General features: G+C 71.8%; 19 protein-coding genes. 9 read left to right on the forward strand and 10 right to left on the reverse strand.

Going from position 1 to position 17,693, the window contains the following annotated elements:
• The first annotated feature begins 58 nt into the window (after window positions 1–58).
• The 3 genes from IF47_RS0112210 to recX all read left to right on the forward strand — a co-directional run bounded on the left by IF47_RS0112210 (window position 59) and on the right by recX (window position 2,138).
• Window positions 59–253 (forward strand): DUF3046 domain-containing protein, encoded by a 195-nt coding sequence (locus tag IF47_RS0112210; RefSeq protein ID WP_031508736.1) that lies wholly within the window; start codon window positions 59–61, stop codon window positions 251–253.
• Window positions 254–479: 226 nt separating this feature from the next.
• Window positions 480–1,607, forward strand: coding sequence for a recombinase RecA (recA, locus tag IF47_RS0112215; RefSeq protein WP_031508737.1), 1,128 nt, complete (start codon window positions 480–482; stop codon window positions 1,605–1,607).
• A 3-nt stretch (window positions 1,608–1,610) separates the two neighbouring features.
• Entirely contained in the window at window positions 1,611–2,138 is a 528-nt protein-coding gene (recX, locus tag IF47_RS0112220) for a recombination regulator RecX (protein WP_051717510.1), read from the forward strand.
• Here recX and IF47_RS0112225 read toward each other — a convergent pair.
• The 7 genes from IF47_RS0112225 to IF47_RS0112255 all read right to left on the reverse strand — a co-directional run bounded on the left by IF47_RS0112225 (window position 2,123) and on the right by IF47_RS0112255 (window position 9,435).
• On the reverse strand, window positions 2,123–3,427 hold the full coding sequence (locus tag IF47_RS0112225) for an MFS transporter (protein WP_425423580.1): 1,305 nt from the start codon (window positions 3,425–3,427) through the stop codon (window positions 2,123–2,125). The genes recX and IF47_RS0112225 overlap by 16 nt on opposite strands.
• Window positions 3,428–3,516: 89 nt before the next feature.
• Window positions 3,517–4,194: a helix-turn-helix domain-containing protein gene (locus IF47_RS0112230; protein WP_078591764.1), complete on the reverse strand. Its 678-nt coding sequence runs from the start codon at window positions 4,192–4,194 to the stop codon at window positions 3,517–3,519.
• Between the two features lie 133 nt (window positions 4,195–4,327).
• Entirely contained in the window at window positions 4,328–5,908 is a 1,581-nt protein-coding gene (locus tag IF47_RS0112235) for an FAD-dependent monooxygenase (protein WP_031508741.1), read from the reverse strand.
• A gap of 207 nt (window positions 5,909–6,115) precedes the next feature.
• Window positions 6,116–7,012: an amino acid ABC transporter permease gene (locus IF47_RS0112240; protein WP_031508743.1), complete on the reverse strand. Its 897-nt coding sequence runs from the start codon at window positions 7,010–7,012 to the stop codon at window positions 6,116–6,118.
• Window positions 7,009–7,686, reverse strand: coding sequence for an amino acid ABC transporter permease (locus tag IF47_RS0112245; protein WP_031508744.1), 678 nt, complete (start codon window positions 7,684–7,686; stop codon window positions 7,009–7,011). The genes IF47_RS0112240 and IF47_RS0112245 overlap by 4 nt, the downstream gene beginning before the upstream one ends.
• Window positions 7,687–7,773: 87 nt before the next feature.
• Window positions 7,774–8,610, reverse strand: coding sequence for a glutamate ABC transporter substrate-binding protein (locus tag IF47_RS0112250; protein ID WP_031508745.1), 837 nt, complete (start codon window positions 8,608–8,610; stop codon window positions 7,774–7,776).
• Between the two features lie 48 nt (window positions 8,611–8,658).
• Window positions 8,659–9,435, reverse strand: a complete 777-nt coding sequence (locus IF47_RS0112255) for an amino acid ABC transporter ATP-binding protein (protein ID WP_031508746.1) — start codon at window positions 9,433–9,435, stop codon at window positions 8,659–8,661.
• A gap of 257 nt (window positions 9,436–9,692) precedes the next feature.
• Between IF47_RS0112255 and IF47_RS0112260 the strand changes: the two genes are divergently transcribed.
• Window positions 9,693–10,409: a response regulator transcription factor gene (locus IF47_RS0112260; RefSeq protein WP_031508748.1), complete on the forward strand. Its 717-nt coding sequence runs from the start codon at window positions 9,693–9,695 to the stop codon at window positions 10,407–10,409.
• A gap of 20 nt (window positions 10,410–10,429) precedes the next feature.
• Window positions 10,430–11,860 (forward strand): sensor histidine kinase, encoded by a 1,431-nt coding sequence (locus tag IF47_RS0112265; RefSeq protein ID WP_031508749.1) that lies wholly within the window; start codon window positions 10,430–10,432, stop codon window positions 11,858–11,860.
• A gap of 78 nt (window positions 11,861–11,938) precedes the next feature.
• Here IF47_RS0112265 and IF47_RS0112270 read toward each other — a convergent pair whose 3' ends face one another.
• Window positions 11,939–12,937 (reverse strand): TAXI family TRAP transporter solute-binding subunit, encoded by a 999-nt coding sequence (locus IF47_RS0112270; protein WP_211257199.1) that lies wholly within the window; start codon window positions 12,935–12,937, stop codon window positions 11,939–11,941.
• A 77-nt stretch (window positions 12,938–13,014) separates the two neighbouring features.
• Here IF47_RS0112270 and miaB point away from each other — a divergent pair, with 77 nt between their 5' ends.
• A complete protein-coding gene (gene miaB / locus IF47_RS0112275; protein WP_031508751.1) occupies window positions 13,015–14,493 on the forward strand; it encodes a tRNA (N6-isopentenyl adenosine(37)-C2)-methylthiotransferase MiaB in 1,479 nt (492 codons plus the stop codon).
• Between the two features lie 75 nt (window positions 14,494–14,568).
• Window positions 14,569–15,276 carry a class III extradiol dioxygenase subunit B-like domain-containing protein gene (locus tag IF47_RS0112280; protein WP_031508752.1) on the forward strand — a complete coding sequence of 236 codons (708 nt, stop codon included), beginning with the start codon at window positions 14,569–14,571 and terminating at the stop codon, window positions 15,274–15,276.
• A 121-nt stretch (window positions 15,277–15,397) separates the two neighbouring features.
• Here the strand turns inward: IF47_RS0112280 and IF47_RS0112285 are convergent, their stop codons facing one another.
• Entirely contained in the window at window positions 15,398–15,604 is a 207-nt protein-coding gene (locus IF47_RS0112285) for an antitoxin (RefSeq protein ID WP_031508753.1), read from the reverse strand.
• Between the two features lie 58 nt (window positions 15,605–15,662).
• Window positions 15,663–15,983, reverse strand: coding sequence for a hypothetical protein (locus IF47_RS0112290; RefSeq protein WP_031508754.1), 321 nt, complete (start codon window positions 15,981–15,983; stop codon window positions 15,663–15,665).
• 181 nt (window positions 15,984–16,164) lie between these two features.
• On the opposite strand from IF47_RS0112290, the gene miaA reads away from it, so the two are divergent.
• A complete protein-coding gene (gene miaA / locus IF47_RS0112295) occupies window positions 16,165–17,103 on the forward strand; it encodes a tRNA (adenosine(37)-N6)-dimethylallyltransferase MiaA (protein ID WP_031508755.1) in 939 nt (312 codons plus the stop codon).
• Window positions 17,104–17,210: 107 nt separating this feature from the next.
• A complete protein-coding gene (locus IF47_RS0112300; protein ID WP_031508756.1) occupies window positions 17,211–17,684 on the forward strand; it encodes a hypothetical protein in 474 nt (157 codons plus the stop codon).
• Window positions 17,685–17,693 lie beyond the last annotated feature (9 nt).

Here is a 17,693-nt window from a genome sequence, read left to right on the forward strand (position 1 = left end):
TGTGGGGCAGGTCCGTCGGGCCGGGCGGTCGACCGGTGTCGGGACGGATACTGGAAGCATGCGGTTGACGATCTTCTGGGAGCGGATGGCGGCCCACTTCGGTGAGGCGTACGCCGACTCCTTCGCACGCGATCACGTGATGTCCGAGCTGGGCGGCCGGACGGTGTACGAGGCCCTGGAGGCGGGGTGGGAGGCGAAGGACGTCTGGCGCGCGGTCTGTGCCGCGATGGACGTTCCCGCCGATCTGCGGTGAACTCCGAGGTGAGTGCGCGCCGCGCGGACACGCCCTGTCGGAACCGGCCCTGAGCTGCGGTTTCCCGGTTTTCCACAGGGCGACGGGGCGACTTGACACAAAAATCGAACAACCATTCTCATGGAAGGGTCGGGCGGCCCGGGAACGGCGCCCGGACCGATTGTCAGTGGTAGGCGTTAGCGTCTCTGACGTGAAGCGATCGACTCAAGCGAACCGGGTGGCACCCATGGCAGGAACCGACCGCGAGAAGGCGCTGGACGCCGCGCTCGCACAGATTGAACGGCAGTTCGGCAAGGGCGCCGTCATGCGTCTCGGCGAGCGGCCGAACGAGCCGGTGGAGGTGATCCCGACCGGGTCGACCGCTCTCGATGTGGCCCTCGGCGTCGGCGGCTTCCCGCGCGGTCGGGTGGTGGAGGTCTACGGCCCGGAGTCCTCCGGCAAGACCACTTTGACCCTCCACGCGGTGGCCAACGCGCAGAAGGCGGGCGGCACGGTGGCCTTCGTGGACGCCGAGCACGCGCTGGATCCGGAGTACGCCAAGAAGCTGGGCGTGGACGTGGACGCCCTGATCCTGTCCCAGCCGGACAACGGCGAGCAGGCGCTGGAGATCACCGACATGCTGATCCGCTCCGGCGCGCTCGACCTGATCGTGATCGACTCGGTGGCCGCCCTGGTGCCGCGCGCGGAGATCGAGGGCGAGATGGGCGACTCCCACGTCGGCCTCCAGGCCCGGCTGATGAGCCAGGCGCTGCGGAAGATCACCGGCGCGCTCAGCCAGTCCAAGACGACCGCGATCTTCATCAACCAGCTCCGCGAGAAGGTCGGCGTGATGTTCGGCTCGCCGGAGACCACCACCGGCGGGCGGGCGCTGAAGTTCTACGCCTCGGTGCGGCTGGACATCCGCCGCATCGAGACGCTGAAGGACGGCACCGAGGCGGTCGGCAACCGCACCCGGGTGAAGGTGGTGAAGAACAAGGTCGCGCCGCCGTTCAAGCAGGCGGAGTTCGACATCCTGTACGGGGTGGGCATCAGCCGTGAGGGCGGGCTGATCGACATGGGGGTGGAGCACGGCTTCATCCGCAAGTCCGGGGCCTGGTACACCTACGAGGGCGATCAGTTGGGGCAGGGCAAGGAGAACGCCCGTAACTTCCTGCGGGACAACCCGGATCTGGCCAACGAGATCGAGAAGAAGATCAAGGAGAAGCTGGGCATCGGCCCGAAGACGGAGGCCCCCGAGAGCGAGCCGGGCGTGGACGCCGCCGGGCCCGCCGAGGCGCCGGTCGCCGCGGCGAAGGCGGTGCCCGCGCCGGCGAGCCGGGCCAAGGCGGTCAAGAGCACCGCGGCCAAGAGCTGAGCCGTGGCGGGACGCCAGGAACTCCCGACCGACCCGGAGGAGCGGGCGCGGGCGATCTGCCTGCGCCTGCTCACCGGGACGCCGCGCACCCGGGGGCAACTCGCGGAAGCGTTGCGCAAGCGGGAGATCCCGGAGGACGTGGCCGAGGCGGTGCTGTCCCGTTTCGAGGACGTCGGTCTGATCGACGACGCGGCGTTCGCCGACGCCTGGGTGGAGTCCCGGCACCACGGGCGAGGTCTCGCCCGCCGGGCGCTCGCCCGCGAGTTGAGGACGAAGGGTGTGGACTCCGCCCTGATCGACGAAGCGGTCGGCCGGCTCGATCCGGAACGGGAGGAGAGGACGGCCCGCGCCCTGGTGGAACGCAAACTGCGTATGACCAGGGGCCTCGACCGGGACAAGCGGGTGCGTCGGCTCGCCGGGATGCTCGCTCGCAAGGGATACCCCGAGGGGCTCGCCCTGCGGGTGGTCCGGGAGGTTCTGGAGGCCGAGGGCGAGGATCCGGAGGAGTACGGCCTCTACGGGATGGACTGAGCGGGGCCGGGGCCACCCACCTTGTCGTCCGCCTCGGACGGTCCTGACGGCTCGGACGGCTCGGCCTCGGGTTGCCGGAGGGGTCTCCCGCCGGAAGCGGCACCGTCCCGACGTCCACCGCGCGCCCACGGCAGGGCTCCCGCCAGCAGGACCGCGCCGGCGAGCAGCCAGGGCAGTGGGCCGGAGGGCAGGGCGCCGATGACCAGACCGGCAAGGGCACCGGCCAGTTGTTGCGCCAGGGACTGGACGGACAACGCGGTGGCCCGGCCCGTACTGTCGACGTTGCGGTGCAGCAGGGTGTTCTGATTGGGGCCGGAGGAGCCGAGCCCGAGATAGACCAGGGCATAGCCGGCGGCAGCGAGTCCCAGGGCGGAGGGCCCGGACCACAGCACGGTCACCCCGAGCAGCAGCAGCCCCGTCACGCTCACCCCGAGGGCGACCAGGATCGCCCGCTCGCCGCTGCCCGTCAGGCGGGCCACCGCCGGCGCGGCATGACTGCCGAGGGCCGTGCAGACGAAGCCCGCACAGGCGAGCGAGGCGAACAGCAGCGCACCGGACTCGGGAGCGCCCGTCAGCTCGGCGGAGCGTCCCGGAGCGAGCAGTTCGATGGCGGCCAAGGCCGTGCCCATCGCGGCGGTGCTCGACAGCACGCGGCGGACGAGGAGGTTCCGGGTACCCAGCCGCAGTCCGTCCAGCATGGTGGCCGGGACACCGCGCAGCACTCCTCGCACGGTGGTCGGGGCACGGGGCGGCTCGGGCAGGGCGGTCAGGACGTAGACCGTGTGGACCAGTCCGACGACCGCGCCCACCAGCGGTGGAATCGACAGCGGCAGCACCGGCCCGGAGGCGATGGACGCCGTCCACGCGCTCGGCAGCGGGGCGAGGTCCAGCAGCCAGGGCAGGCCACCGCCGCACAGGGTGCCCAGGGCCAGCGCGGCGGCGGAGGCGGTGTTGCCCCGGGCCAGTCCGGTGCGGAGTTCGGCATCGGAGCCGGAGCGCGCCTGGACGGTGTCCACGTACCAGGCCTCCGCGGGGCCGCTGGACAGCGCACGGCCCGAGCCCATCAGGACCATGGCGAGCACCAGGGCCCAGAGGGTGGTGCCCAGTGCCAGCAGGAGCATGGCGGCCACGGAGAGCACTCCCGCGAAAGCCAGTACGGCACGGCGGCCGATGGCGTCGGAGAGACCGCCGGTGGGCAACTCCAGCGCGGCGACGGTGAGGGAGTGGACGGCGAAGAGTCCGGCGACGGCGGAGAGACCCATGCCGCGTTCACCCATGAGCAGGACCATCGTCGGCAGACACAGCCCGGCGGGAAGCCAGAGCAGAAAGGTGACCGAGGCGAAGCGGCGGCGCGCGGTCCGCGGGTCCAGGGGCCCGGTCACGGGGTGTCCAGTCGGCCGCCGGTGTCGGAGGCGTCAGCGGCCGGGCCGTCGGAGGCCAGAGGCAGCCCGGCGTAGAGGAACACGACCTTCTCCCCGCGGGGGTCTCCCTCGTCACGGGCCGCCAACTCCGCGGTCTTCCGACGGAGCGTCTCCCGTAGTTCGGTGAGCGATTCGGGGGTCAGCCGGACCAGCAGGTCCTCGACACCGGAGGGCTCCACCCACCGCGGCCCGAGCCGCCCGGAGGCGAGGTCCTCCTCGTGGCGGCGCAGGACGCGCTCCAAGTGGTCGAGTTGGAACCTCCGGATGGCGCTGACGGAGGCCCGGCCGTCGGGCGAGGCGTGCATGGCCGTGTTGTTCCAGGAGGTGAGGGAGTGCACGGCCCGCCAGCGGCGCTCCCGTCCGTCCCGGTGCTCGGCCTCGGCGACGAAGGCGTGCCGGGCCAGCACCCGCAGGTGGTAGCTGGTGGAAGCGGAGGATTCCCCCGTCCGCTCCGCCAGCTCGGTCGCGGTCGCGGGACCGTCCTCCCGCAGCAGCCCGAGCAGCCGGATGCGCAGGGGGTGGGTGAGCGCCTTCAGCGCCTCGGCGTCTCGCTCGGGGTCGAGTGCGCGGGCTCTTCCCTCGGGGCCCTCGGGGCCCTCGGTTCCCTCGGTTCTCTCGGTTTCCTCGTCGGTCATGGGAGGAGGGTAGAGGCCTGCACCAGTTCTGCAAAACAATTTTTGCAGAATTTTCTTGGCAAAGTTCCACGGGCGGAGGAGAAGCACCGGTCACGGCCTCGCCGGCGGCGCGGCCAAGGGGATGGAGCGAGGGTCAGGGACGATGCGCCGAACGGTCGGCGCGGTCGGTGGGTGTCTCGGCTCCCTCGATGCCGGCGCCGCGTATCACCTCGGCACAGGCGATCAGGTCGTCCGGCCGGGCCCCCGGGAACGCGGTCACCAGGTGTCCGTCCGGGCGGACCACCAGAACGGTGTGGGCGGCGGCGCCTGGATAGCTCTCGGTCACCAGCAGGTCGGCGGGCACGGGCAGCCTTCCCACCACGGCAGCCAGCTTCGGCATCAGCCCCGCCGACAACCAGTGGCGGCTGTCCCACACATGGGTCCCCGGCGCGACCAGCAACACCAGCGGATCACGCCCCAACCGCTGCCACAGCCGCCCACGCGATCCGTCCAGGGCGGTGACCGGCACGTCGTCCACGAGCGCGCCCGGTTCGGTCCCGACCCGGACCGCCTCGGGCAGCGTGTCCCTCCCCGGCGTCAGGGGCGAGTGTCCGTAGTGGGGCGGTGCGCCCAGCGGGCCACGTCCCAGGTGACCGTCCGTCAACAGATCGAGCCATCCTCGGACTCCACCGGGCAGCAGGGTGCGCAGCCCACCGCCCCCGCGCACCAGCGGCAGCGCCTGGTCCAGGGCGCGCAGTCGGGCCTTGGCCGCTCCCCGGCGTTCGGTCTCATAACTGTCGAGCAAATCCTCCGAGGCCCGGCCGTGCAGGCACAGTGCCAGTTTCCAGGCGAGGTTGGCGGCGTCCCGCAGCCCCTCATCGACCGGCTGGGTGCCCAGCGCGCCCAACAGGCGCGCCGCGTCCCCGGCCAGGAAGACGCGCCCCGAGCGCCAGTGCCGGGCCAGCCGTTGGTGCGCGACGTGCACGCCGGTGTCCAGCAGTTCGTACGGCGGAACCCGGTCGCACCAGGCGGTGAGCGTCTGCCGTATCCGGGCGACCACCTCCTCCGGGGTGACCAGGTCGCCGCGGGGCGGAAGCAACCAGTCCAGCCGCCACACCCCGTTCGGCAGCGGACGCGCCACCACCTCGCCGCCCCCGTCCGGGACGTCCCGGTGCAGCAGTGCCTCACCGTCCCAGGGCAACTCCACGCGCAGCGCCGCCACCGCGTGCCGTTCCACGGAGGTGCGTCCCGGGAAGCGGACGCGCAGCAGCTTGCGCACCGTGGAGCGGGCGCCGTCGCACCCCACCAGGTGGCTGCCGCGCCACCAGGTGCCGTCGGAACCGCGCGTGCGGGCCGAGACTCCGTGCGCGTCCTGCTCCAACTCCTCCAGCCGGGCCCCGGTGACGATCCGGGCCAGGGGCTCGCGCTCCAACGTGGCGCGCAGAAGCCGTTCCAGCGCGTACTGCTGGAGGTGCACCGGCGAGTCGGCGGCCTCCAGTTCCACCCGACGCACCACCTGCCGCCGCCGCTCGGCGCGCCATGCCGCCCACCGCGCGCCGCCCAGTACCGACACGTACGCCGCCGTGTCGGGCCGCAGCACACAGGTGCGGGCCGTGCGCGGCTCGACCTCTCCGTCGCCCGCGTCGAGCACCACCGAGGGGACGCCGTGGCGCACGAGCGCCAGGGACAGCGCGAGCCCGACCGGTCCCGCGCCGACGACGATCACCGGGTCCACGACGGGCGGACCTCGCAGTTCTCACGGTCCTTGACAGGAAGGCGAGTTGGAGCCGATGGAACCCGGAAGACGATCACACGACGTATGCAACCCACTGCCTGTGCCCCCGTCAAGCGACGGGGGCACAGGCAGTGGGCACGGAGGGCGGAGGGGCCGGTGTGGCCGGGGAGGCGTTCCCGGCTCGTCCGCCCTCCGCTCCCTGTGGTTTCAGGAAGCGACGTTGGGCTCGTCGAACTCCATCTCCGTGTTGGTGTCGGCGTGGAGCACGGCGCCGGTCGACCTCTTGGCGCGCCGGACCCGGCCCTCGACCCAGCTCGCGAGACTGGTGAGCAGGTAGTTCAGCACCACGAAGATCAGCGCGACCACCGTGAAGGCGGCGATGGTGTTGGCGCCGTAGTTGGCGGTGATCAGCCGGACCTGGCTCAGCAGCTCCATGTAGCCCAGCAGCGCGCCACCCAGCGCGGTGTCCTTGACGATCACCACGATCTGGCTGACCAGCGCCGGCAGCATCGCCGTGACCGCCTGCGGCAGCAGCACGTAGACCATGATCTGGCCCTTGCGCATGCCGATGGCCTTGGCCGCGTCGGTCTGGCCGGAGGGCAGGGAGAGGATGCCCGCCCGGACGATCTCGGCGATGACCGAGGCGTTGTAGAGCACCAGGCCGGTCACCACGGCGTACAGCGGGCGCACATCGGAGGAGATGTCGGTGAACTGCGCGTACGCCGCGTTGGCGAAGAACATCATCAGCAGCACCGGGATGGCGCGGAAGAACTCCACCACGGCGCCGGCGGGCACGCGGACCCACCGGTGGTCCGACAGCCGGGCTATGCCGAACACCGCACCCAGCGGAAGCGCGATGAGGATGGACAGGGCCGCGGCCTTGAGGGTGTTGAGCAGACCGGGGATCAGATAGGTCGTCCACACCCGACCGTCGCTGACGAACGGGCTCCACTTCTCCGCGTCGAGCTGGTTCTTGTCGGCCATGATGTCCAGCACCCACCACAGCGCGAGGCCGAGGAGGACGACGAACACCACGGAATAGAGGACGTTCCGCGCCTTGGCCCGCGGGCCCGGGGCGTCGTACAGAACGGAGAGATTGCTCATCGCTTCACCGCCACGCGCTTGCTCACCCAGCCCAGCAGCATGCCGGTGGGGAGGGTCAGGACAACGAACCCGAAGGCGAACATCGCGGAAACCAGGAAGATGGCGTCGCTCTCGGTCTCGATCATCTCCTTCATCAGGAGCGCGGCCTCCGCGACCCCGATGGCCGCCGCCACCGTGGTGTTCTTGGTCAGGGCGATCAGGACGTTCGCCAGCGGGGTCACGACGGCGCGGAACGCCTGTGGGAGGACGATCAGGGACAGCACCTGGGAGAAGTTCAGTCCCAGGGCGCGCGCCGCCTCGGCCTGCCCGACGGGCACCGTGTTGATGCCGGACCGCAGTGCTTCGCAGACGAAGGTGGCGTGGTAGGCGATCAGACTGAGCACGGCGAGCCTGAAGCCGATCACTTCGAAGTCGTCGCTGCCGGTCAGCGTGATTCCCAGTGTCTGGAACAGGCCCAGTGAGGCGGCCATGACGATGACCGTCAGCGGAGTGTTCCGTACGACGTGGACGTAGACGGTGCCGAAGGTGCGCATCAGCGGCACCGGGCTGACCCGCATGGCGGCCAGGACCGTTCCCCAGATCAGGGAACCGATGGCCGAGTAGAAGGTGAGCTGCACCGTCACCCAGAAGGCTCCGAGCACGTCGTACTGCCCGGATTCAAGAAAGTCGAACACGTTCTCCCGCGCTCTCGCCTCATCGGATGGCGTCTCGTCAAAGGTGCGGTGCGCCGCCCCGGGTGGGCGGCGCACCGCGGACGGCCATCAGCTCGTCTCGGTGATCTCCGGGGCGGCCTCGTACTTGTAGTCGGCCGGGCCGAAGTGCTTCTTCGCGGCCTTCTCCCAGGAACCGTCCTCGACCATCTTCTTGAGGGCGTCGTTGATCTGCTTCTGCAGCTCGGTGTCGCCCTTCTTCAGGCCGATGCCGTACGGCTCGTCGCTGAGGCTGAGACCGGCGAGCTTGAACTTGCCCTGGTGCTCCTTCTGCGCGGCGTAGCCGGCCAGGATGGAGTCGTCGGTGGTCAGAGCGTCGACGGCCTTGTTCTCCAGGCCGGTCAGGCACTCGGAGTAGCCACCGTAATTGATCAGGTTGGCCTTCGGGGCGAAGTCCTTCTTGACGTTCTGCGCGGAGGTGGAGCCGGTGACCGAGCAGAGCTTCATCTTGCTGTCGTTGAGGTCCTCCTCGCTCCGGACGGTGTTGTCGTCGGCCCTCACCAGCAGGTCCTGGTGGGCGAGGAGGTACGGCCCGGCGAAGTCGACCCGCTTCTTGCGCTCGTCATTGATCGTGTAGGTGGCGACGATGAACTTCACGTCGCCGTTGGCGATCATGTTCTCGCGCTCGGCGCTGGGCGCCTGCTTCCAGACGATGTCCTTCTCGTCGTAGCCCAACTCCTTGGCGACGTACTTGGCCACGTCGACGTCGAAGCCGGTGTACTCGCCGTCCTGGGTCTTCAGACCCAGACCGGGCTGGTCGAACTTGATGCCGATGTTGATCTTGTCGCTGCCCGAGCCGCTGTCGCTGCCCCCACCACCGCAGGCCGTGGCGGTCAGGGAGAGAACGAGTGCGGTGGCGGCGGCGAGGCCGGCTTTGCGGAGAGTCATGGTGAACATCCCTGAAATCGAATTGTGCGTGGTTCCGCTGAGCCGAGCTCAGTGGTGAAGGATCTTCGACAGGAAGTCCTTGGCGCGGTCGCTGCGCGGGTTGCTGAAGAACTGGTCGGGAGTGGCCTCTTCGACGATCCGCCCGTCGGCCATGAAGACCACCCGGTTCGCGGCGGAACGGGCGAAGCCCATCTCGTGGGTGACGACGACCATCGTCATGCCGTTCTGCGCCAGTTGCTGCATGACCTCCAGGACCTCGTTGATCATCTCGGGGTCCAGGGCGGAGGTCGGCTCGTCGAAGAGCATCACCTTCGGGTCCATCGCCAGCGCGCGGGCGATGGCGACGCGCTGCTGCTGACCGCCGGAGAGTTGGGCGGGGTACTTGTCGGCCTGGGTGGCCACCCCGACCCGGTCGAGAAGGGAACGCGCCTTCTCCTCGGCCGCCTTCTTGTCGACGCCCCGGACCTTGATCTGCCCGAGCATCACGTTCTCCAGCACCGTCTTGTGCGCGAAGAGGTTGAAGGACTGGAAGACCATGCCGACGTCGGCCCGCAGCCGGGCCAGCTCCTTGCCCTCGGCAGGCAGGGGCTTGCCGTCGATGGTGATCGTTCCCGAGTCGATCGTCTCCAGGCGGTTGATGGTGCGGCACAGCGTGGACTTGCCGGACCCGGAGGGCCCGATGACGACGACGACCTCACCACGCCCGATGGTCAGGTTGATGTCCTGGAGGACATGCAGGGCACCGAAGTGCTTGTCGACGTTCTTCAGGACGACCAGGTCCTCCGCCGCCGGCGCGGCATCCTTGGTCACCGATACGTTGCTCATCGGCGTCATTCGCTCCGTCCTCGTCGGTTGAGGGGACCTTAGTGACCGCCGCCGGCGAACGTCATCACATCTGAGCTGAACTTGAGCATAACGATCCAGCCGCAAACAGACATATTCCGCGAAGAGGGCAGCGGACGGCGTATTGGCTGCATAACGTAGGCGTCCGCGCTGATGACGACCCTGTGGCGCGCCGTCGGCGACGGCGCGGATGCCCGTCGCGCGGGGACGGCACGGGGTGGGTACGGGGGAGGAGGCCCATGAGACTGCTGCTCGTCGAGGACGACGACCGTGTCGCCGCGGCACTGTCCGCGGTGTTGCTCCGACACGGGTTCGACGTGGTGCACGCCCGCAGCGGCCAGGAGGCCCTCCGCCGTCTGCTGCCGGACGGCACGGCCCCGCCCTTCGGCGTGGTGCTGCTCGACCTCGGTCTGCCGGACGCCGACGGCTTCGAGGTGTGCGCACGCATCCGCCGGCTGACCACCGTCCCGGTGATCATGGTGACGGCGCGGGCCGACGTGCGCTCCCGCGTCCACGGCCTCAACCTCGGCGCCGACGACTACGTGGTCAAGCCGTACGACACGGCCGAACTCCTCGCCCGCATCCACGCCGTCAGCCGGCGCAGCGCCCCCGGCGCCACCGCGCCCGCCCCCGACGGCGAGCGCGGGCACGGTCGGGCGCGGGAACTGCTCCTGGGACCGCTGACCATCGAGATCGCCACCCGCCGGGTGACGGTGAACGGGGAAGCGGTCTCCCTCACCCGCAAGGAGTTCGACCTGCTCGCGCTGCTCGCCCAGCGTCCCGGAGTCGTCTTCCGTCGCGAGCAGATCATCAGCGAGGTCTGGCAGACCAGTTGGGAGGGCGCGGGCCGCACCCTCGAGGTGCACGTCGCCTCGCTGCGCTCCAAGCTGCGCCTGCCGTCCCTCATCGAGACGGTGCGCGGCGTCGGCTACCGGCTCGTCGCCCCCGTCGGCTGACCCGGAGCGGACCGACCGCCGTGCGCACCCGTCTGCTCGCCGTCCTCATCGTCCTGTTGACCGCCGTGCTGCTCGCCCTGGGCTTCCCGCTCGCCGCGAGCATCGCCGCCGCCGAACAGCAGAACGTGGTCGTGGACCGCATCGACGACACCGCCCGCTTCGCCTCCCTGGCCCAGTACGTCACCGCCCGCCCCCCGGCCGGCAGTCCCACCACGGCCGAGGCCCGGCAGCGGGACGAACGGCTGGCCACCCTCTACGACGAGCTGGAGCGCTACCACGACCTGTACGGCATCCGCGCCGGCGTCTTCTACCGCGACGGCAGCGCGATGGCCGCAGCCCCGTCGCACTGGCAGGTCCCCGGAGAGGGAGAGGGCGCCGAGGCCTTCGCCGAGGCGCTGGTCGGACGGCGCAGCCACGACCCCGCCCAGGTGTGGCCGTGGGACACCGACCGACGGATAGCGGTCGCCTCGCCGGTCGTCCGCGACGGGGACGTCGTCGCCGTCGTCCTCACCGACTCGCCCACCGGGCCGATGCGCTCGCGTGTCCTGCGGGGCTGGCTGCCGCTCGCCGCGGGGGAGGCGGCCGCCATGTTCGTCGCGGTCGCCCTGGCCTTCCGGCTGACCGGCTGGGTACTCGAACCGGTGCGCGTCCTGGACAAGGCCGCCCACGACATCGCCACCGGAAGGATGGCCTCCAGGGTGGTGGTCTCGAGCGGGCCGCCGGAGCTGCGGCGCCTGGCGCGGTCCTTCAACGAGATGGCCGACCACGTCGAGACCGCCCTGGAACAACAGCGCGCCTTCGTCGCCGACGCCTCCCACCAGTTGCGCAACCCACTCTCCGCGCTGCTGCTCCGCATCGACCTGCTGGCCCTGGAACTCCCCGAGGGCAACGAGGAGATCGCCTCGGTGCGGGCCGAGGGCAAACGCCTGGCGCGGGTGCTCGACGACCTCCTCGACCTCGCGCTCGCCGAACACACCCCGGCCGACCTGCGGCTGACCGACATCGCCGAACTCGCCGCCGAACGCGTCGCCGCCTGGCGGCCGGTCGCCGACGACAAGGGGGTGGCGCTGAGCGCGGAAGGGCACGGGGCGGCGACGGGCTGGGCCGATCCGGTCGCCCTGTCCAGCGCGCTGGACGCGGTCGTGGACAACGCGCTGAAGTTCACGCCGGCGGGAGAGTCGGTCACGGTCCGTGTCGCCTCCGAGGGCGACCGGGTGGTCATCGAGGTCGCGGACCGGGGCCCCGGCCTCACCGAGGACGAGCTGGCCCGGGTCGGGGACCGCTTCTGGCGCAGCAGCCGCCACCAGAACGTCTCCGGTTCCGGGCTCGGGCTGTCCATCTCCCAGGCGCTGCTCGCCGCGGGCGACGCGACGATCTCCTATGCCCACAACGAGCCGCACGGCCTGCGGGTGTCGATCGCCCTGCCGCGGAACGCGCCGGACGCGGGGTGAGGACCCGCCCGGTCACCTCGAACCGGGTCGCCTCACGACGGGCTCCGGGCGTCGCAGACGGCGGTGGGGCAACCGCCGCTACGACTTCGCCGAGCGGTAGTAGCGCTCGGCTCCCCGGTGGAGGTCGAGCGGGTGGGTGTAGATGGCGGTGCGCAGGTCGACCTTCTGGGCCGCGTGCACCTCGCGGCCGATGCGGTCCCGACTGTTGATCACCGAACGGGTGATCCCCTCGGTCAGCGCGTCGTCCGCGCCGTCCACGGTCACCAGCAGGTTGGCCACCGCGACCGTCTCGATCGCCTTGCCGTCCTGGACGCCGGGATAGGCGTCGGCGGGCATCAGCGCGGCCCGGTAGGAACGTGTCTCGGGCTCCTGGGCGTGCAGCGTCGGGACCAGGTCGCCGAGCGGTACCAGACGGATGTCGAACTCCTCGGCGAGGTCCTCGATCGCACCGGTCGGCAGCCCGCCGGACCAGAAGAAGGCGTCCAGCCCGCCGCGGGCCAGCAGGTCCGGCATCCGGTCGATGCCCTCCGGCACCGGGACGACGTCCCGCTCGGGGTCCAGGCCCGCCGCCCGCAGCAGCCGTCCGGCGATCAGGTTGACGCCGGAGCGCGGCTGTCCCAGCCCGACCCGCAGCCCCTTGAGGTCCGCCGCGGCGCGCACCGGGGAGCCGGCCGGGACGACGAGCTGGATGTAGTCGTCGTACAGCCGCGCGCAGGCCCGCAGCCGGTCGGCGCCCGGCCGGCCCTCCTCCAGATAGGCCGCCACCGCGTCGGCGGCGGCGATGGTGAACGACGCCTCGCCGGAGACCAGCCGCTCGATGTTCTCCACCGAGCCCTGGCTGGGCGCCAGGGTCACGTCCACCTCGGGGAGGTCGCGGCGGAGCTGTTCCTTCAGCAGCTCCCCGTAGCGCTCGTACACCCCGCCGCGCACGCCCGTCGCGAAGGTCACCGACCCGCCGGGCGTCGGACCGCCGCCGGGCGACAGCCACCACAGCAGCGGCGCCAGCACGGCCACCGCGCACGCGACGGCCGTCAGCAGGCGCCGGATTTCGGGGCGGCGCGACGACGAGGAGAGCACGGCCCCGATCCTGCCAGGGGCCGAGTGCGGAAGGGAGGGGCGGGGGCCGGGTGCGAGCACGTACCCTGTCGTCTGAGATGAGTGCGAAGACTTACCAGGTGCGCACCTACGGGTGCCAGATGAACGTCCACGACTCCGAGCGGCTGGCGGGCCTGCTGGAGGACGCGGGCTATGTCCGGGCGCCCCAGGACGCCGAGGTGGCCGACGTGGTCGTCTTCAACACCTGCGCGGTGCGGGAGAACGCCGACAACCGGCTCTACGGCAACCTCGGGCGACTCGCGCCGAAGAAGGCGGACCGCCCGGGCATGCAGATCGCGGTCGGCGGTTGCCTGGCGCAGAAGGACCGCGACACCATCGTCCGGCGGGCGCCCTGGGTCGACGTGGTCTTCGGCACCCACAACATCGGCAGCCTGCCGGTGCTGCTGGAGCGCGCCCGCGTCCGGCAGGAGGCGCAGGTCGAGATCGCCGAGTCGCTGGAGACGTTCCCCTCCACGCTGCCGACGCGGCGCGAGAGCGCGTACGCCGCCTGGGTCTCCATCTCCGTCGGCTGCAACAACACCTGCACCTTCTGCATCGTCCCGGCCCTGCGCGGCAAGGAGAAGGACCGCCGCCCCGGCGACATCCTCGCCGAGATCGAGGCGCTGGTCGCCGAGGGCGTCACCGAGGTGACCCTGCTGGGGCAGAACGTCAACGCCTACGGGTCCGACATCGGCGACCGCGAGGCGTTCTCCAAGCTGCTGCGGGCCTGCGGCAAGGTCGAGGGCCTGGAGCGGGTCCGCTTCACCTCGCCCCACCCGCGCGACTTCACCGACGACGTCATCGCCGCCATGGCCGAGACGGAGAACGTGATGCCGCAACTGCACATGCCGCTGCAGTCCGGTTCCGACCGCGTGCTGAAGGCGATGCGCCGCTCCTACCGGCAGGAGCGCTACCTGGGGATCATCGAGAAGGTCCGGGCCGCGATCCCGGACGCGGCGATCTCCACCGACATCATCGTGGGCTTCCCCGGCGAGACCGAGGAGGACTTCGAGCAGACCCTGCACGTGGTGCGCGAGGCGCGCTTCGCGCAGGCGTTCACCTTCCAGTACTCCAAGCGCCCGGGGACCCCGGCCGCCGAGATGGACGGGCAGGTCCCCAAGGAGGTCGTACAGGAGCGGTACGAGCGCCTGGTGGCCCTCCAGGAGGAGATCTCCTGGGAGGAGAACAAGAAGCAGGTCGGACGGACGCTGGAGGTCATGGTCGCCGAGGGGGAGGGCCGCAAGGACGGCGCCACCCGACGGCTGTCCGGCCGCGCCCCCGACAACCGCCTGGTGCACTTCACCCGCCCCGAGGAGCCGGTCCGGCCCGGCGACATGGCCACGGTCGAGGTCTCCTACGCCGCTCCGCACCACCTCCTGGCCGAGGGGCCGGTGCTGGGGGTGCGCCGCACCCGCGCCGGCGACGCCTGGGAGCGGCGCACCGCCGCGCCCGAGCCCAAGGGCGTGATGCTCGGTCTGCCGACCGTGGGCGTCCCCGAGCCGCTGCCTGCCGCCCCGGACGGCTGCCGCACCTGCTGAACCGCTCCGACCGGCGCCGACGGCCCCGTTCCGCACCCGCGGGCGGGGCCGTCGCGCGGAGGTAGGCTGCGCGACATGCTTGTCGCCGCCGCCGTATGCCCCTGTCCGCCGCTGTTGGTGCCCGAGATCGCCGGAGGCGCCGCGCACGAGATGGACGACGCGCGGGCCGCCTGCTACGACGCCGTCGCCGTGCTGGCCGCCGCGCGCCCCGACCGGCTGTACGTCGTCGGCCCCGCCGACCCGTCCGGTCGGGGCGGACATCCGCAGGGGGCCGTGGGGTCCTTCCGACCCTTCGGCGTCGATCTGGAGGTCCGCCTCGGCCGGGGCGAACCCGCCGACCGTCCGCTGCCGCCGTCCCTGGCGGTGGGCGCCTGGCTGCTGGAGCGCACGGGCTGGGACTCCGCTCCCGTCGAGGGACTGGGCGTGGAGGAGTCGTCGCCGAGGGAGCACTGCGCGGCCACCGGCCGGGAGTTGGCCGGCGGGGCGGAGCGCGTGGCCCTGCTCGTGATGGGCGACGGCACCAACTGCCGGACGGAGAAGGCCCCCGGTCACCTCGACGAGCGCGCCGCCCCTTTCGACGCGGCCGTGGCCCGGGCCCTGGAGGCCGCCGACACCGAGGCGCTGTCGGCGCTGGACGAGGGACTGGCACGCCGGCTGGGAGCGTCCGGGCGGGCCGGTTGGCAGGTGTTGGCCGGAGCCGCGGAGGGGGCGGGATTGGCGGGCCGGCTGCTGTACGACCGGGCGCCGTACGGCGTCGGGTACCTGGTGGCGTGCTGGTCGTAGGAGCCGCGAGGACGCCGCGGGGGCGCTGCGAGACCGCCGCGGGGGCGTCGCGCGTGAGGAGGCCGCGCCGTCTCGTCGAGACGGCGCGGCCCGTGACGGAAAACCTCTCGTGGGAAGGCGGTCAGGAGGCGGAGCCGCCGCCCTTGCCGTGCCGCCCGCGCGACATGCGTCCCGTACGCTCCCGGACCTTGCCGGTGCCCATCCTGATGTGCCGCCGGTGCCGGCCGCCGGTCTTGGCGTCGGCGGTCTCTGAGGTCCGCTCGACGGTCCGGTCGACCTTGTCGCCGTGCCGGCCCATCTTGCCCTTGACCTTGTCCATGAAGCCCATGGTGGTCACCCCGTTTCCGTGGCTCCGTGGCGGTTGCCGCCGACGTCCGCCGGCGGGCTCATCGACGGGCGTCCTCGTCCGCCGGGCCGTCGGAGACGCCCACGCCGTCCGTCGTCCGCTCGGCGGCCTGCTGCCTGGGGATGTCGACGTTCGTCGCGGTGCCCTCCTCCGAGGTTCCGTCGGCGCCGTCGGTTCCGTCGTCGGCCGCGGCCCGGACCGTCTCCTCCCGGTCGTCTCCGGCCGGACCGTCTCCGTCGGACTCCCGCGGCGCCGCGGTCCCCTCCGCCTCCGGCGAGGGCGCGGGGGAGTCGGCGAGGACCGCGGGCGTGTCCTCCTTCGCCGGCTTCGAGCCACGGCGGAACCAGGCAAAAACGCCCATATCTACTCCAGACGATACTCGTGCGAGTGAAGTTCCGCGCCTCCGGAGCGGCTCGGGGTGGCACTCGGGGCCACCGGCCCGTGAGTCCACGGACGGAACCTCGCATCGGGCAACGACTCCGGACGTGTGATGTCACGTCACTCGTTCGGAGTCCCCACCGGGTGTTTGGGAGACTTGCCCCGTGAGCAGCGCACTCCCCACCCCCCGCGTGATCGCCGTGGTCGGCCCGACCGCGGCCGGAAAGTCCGACCTGGGCGTCGCCCTCGCCCGACACCTGGACGGCGAGGTGATCAACGCCGACTCCATGCAGCTCTACCGCGGCATGGACATCGGCACCGCCAAGCTGACACCGGAGGAACGCCGGGGCGTCCCGCACCACCTCCTGGACATCTGGGACGTCACGGTCGCCGCCAGCGTCGCCGAGTACCAGCGGTTGGCCCGCGCCGAGATCGACCGCCTGCTGGCCCTGGGGCGCACGCCCGTGCTGGTGGGCGGTTCCGGCCTGTACGTGCGCGGCGCCGTCGACGCCCTGGAGTTCCCGGGCACCGATCCGACCGTCCGCGCCCGCCTGGAGGCCGAGCTGGCCGAGCGCGGCTCCGGGCCGCTGCACGCCCGGCTCGCCGCCGTCGATCCGGAGGCCGCCCGGGCGATCCTGCCGAGCAACGGTCGCCGGATCGTCCGCGCCCTGGAGGTCGTGGAGATCACCGGACGTCCCTTCACCGCCAACCTGCCCGGCCCCGAGTCCGTCTACGACACCCTCCAGATCGGGGTGGACGTCGCGCGCCCCGAACTGGACGAGCGGATCGCCCGCCGGGTGGACCGGATGTGGGAGGCCGGTCTCGTCGAGGAGGTGCGCGCGCTGGAGCGCGTCGGACTGCGCGAGGGGCGCACCGCCTCGCGCGCCCTGGGTTACCAACAGGTACTGGCCGCGCTGGCCGGGGAGTGCACCGAGGAGGAGGCGCGCGCCGAGACCGTGCGGGCCACCAAGCGCTTCGCACGGCGCCAGGACTCGTGGTTCCGGCGCGACCGGCGGGTGCACTGGCTCGACGGGTCCGCCGACCGCCGGGAGGACCTCGCCGAGCGTGCCCTGGCACTCCTCGAACGACCGGTCACAGCCTGATCACGTCATGGCATCGGGACGCCCCGTCGGCCGTGGACGGGTGCCGGAGCGTGCCATCATCGGCTTCGAGTGAGCCGCACAGCCGGGAGTTGGGAGGGCACGTGGCGATGGAGGCCGGCCCTCGTGACGGCGACGAACCGGTCGTCGGACCGCTCCGGGCCGACGGTCCGGACGACGACGGCCCCTCGGGGCTGGACGGCCTGGAGGACGTGGGGCCCTTGGAGGACGCCGCCGTGGAGGGCGACGAGTCCTACGGCGAGCTCCGCCCGCCCCGGCGGCTGCGCCTGTGGCAGATCGCCCCGGTCGTGGGGCTGGCCGCGGCCGGTTCGCTGATGTTCGCCTTCCCCCTCGCCTTCGGGCTCGGCGACGGGGGAGCGGTGGTCGCCATGCTCGGCCTGCTGCTCAGTTGCTGTGCCGCCGGCTGGGGCATGATGGCCGCCCGCCGTGCCGGTCTGGGCTGGCCGGGACTGCCGCCGCGCGGCTCGGGCGAACGCCCCGACTGGCGTCTGATCGCCTTGTACACCGCGGTCGCCGTCGCGCTCGTCGCGCTGGCCGTCTGGCGCGTCGCCCGACTCCGCTAGGGACTCGCG

Origin of the sequence: Streptomyces megasporus (assembly GCF_000718985.1) — a bacterium.
Classification (GTDB): domain Bacteria; phylum Actinomycetota; class Actinomycetes; order Streptomycetales; family Streptomycetaceae; genus Streptomyces; species Streptomyces megasporus.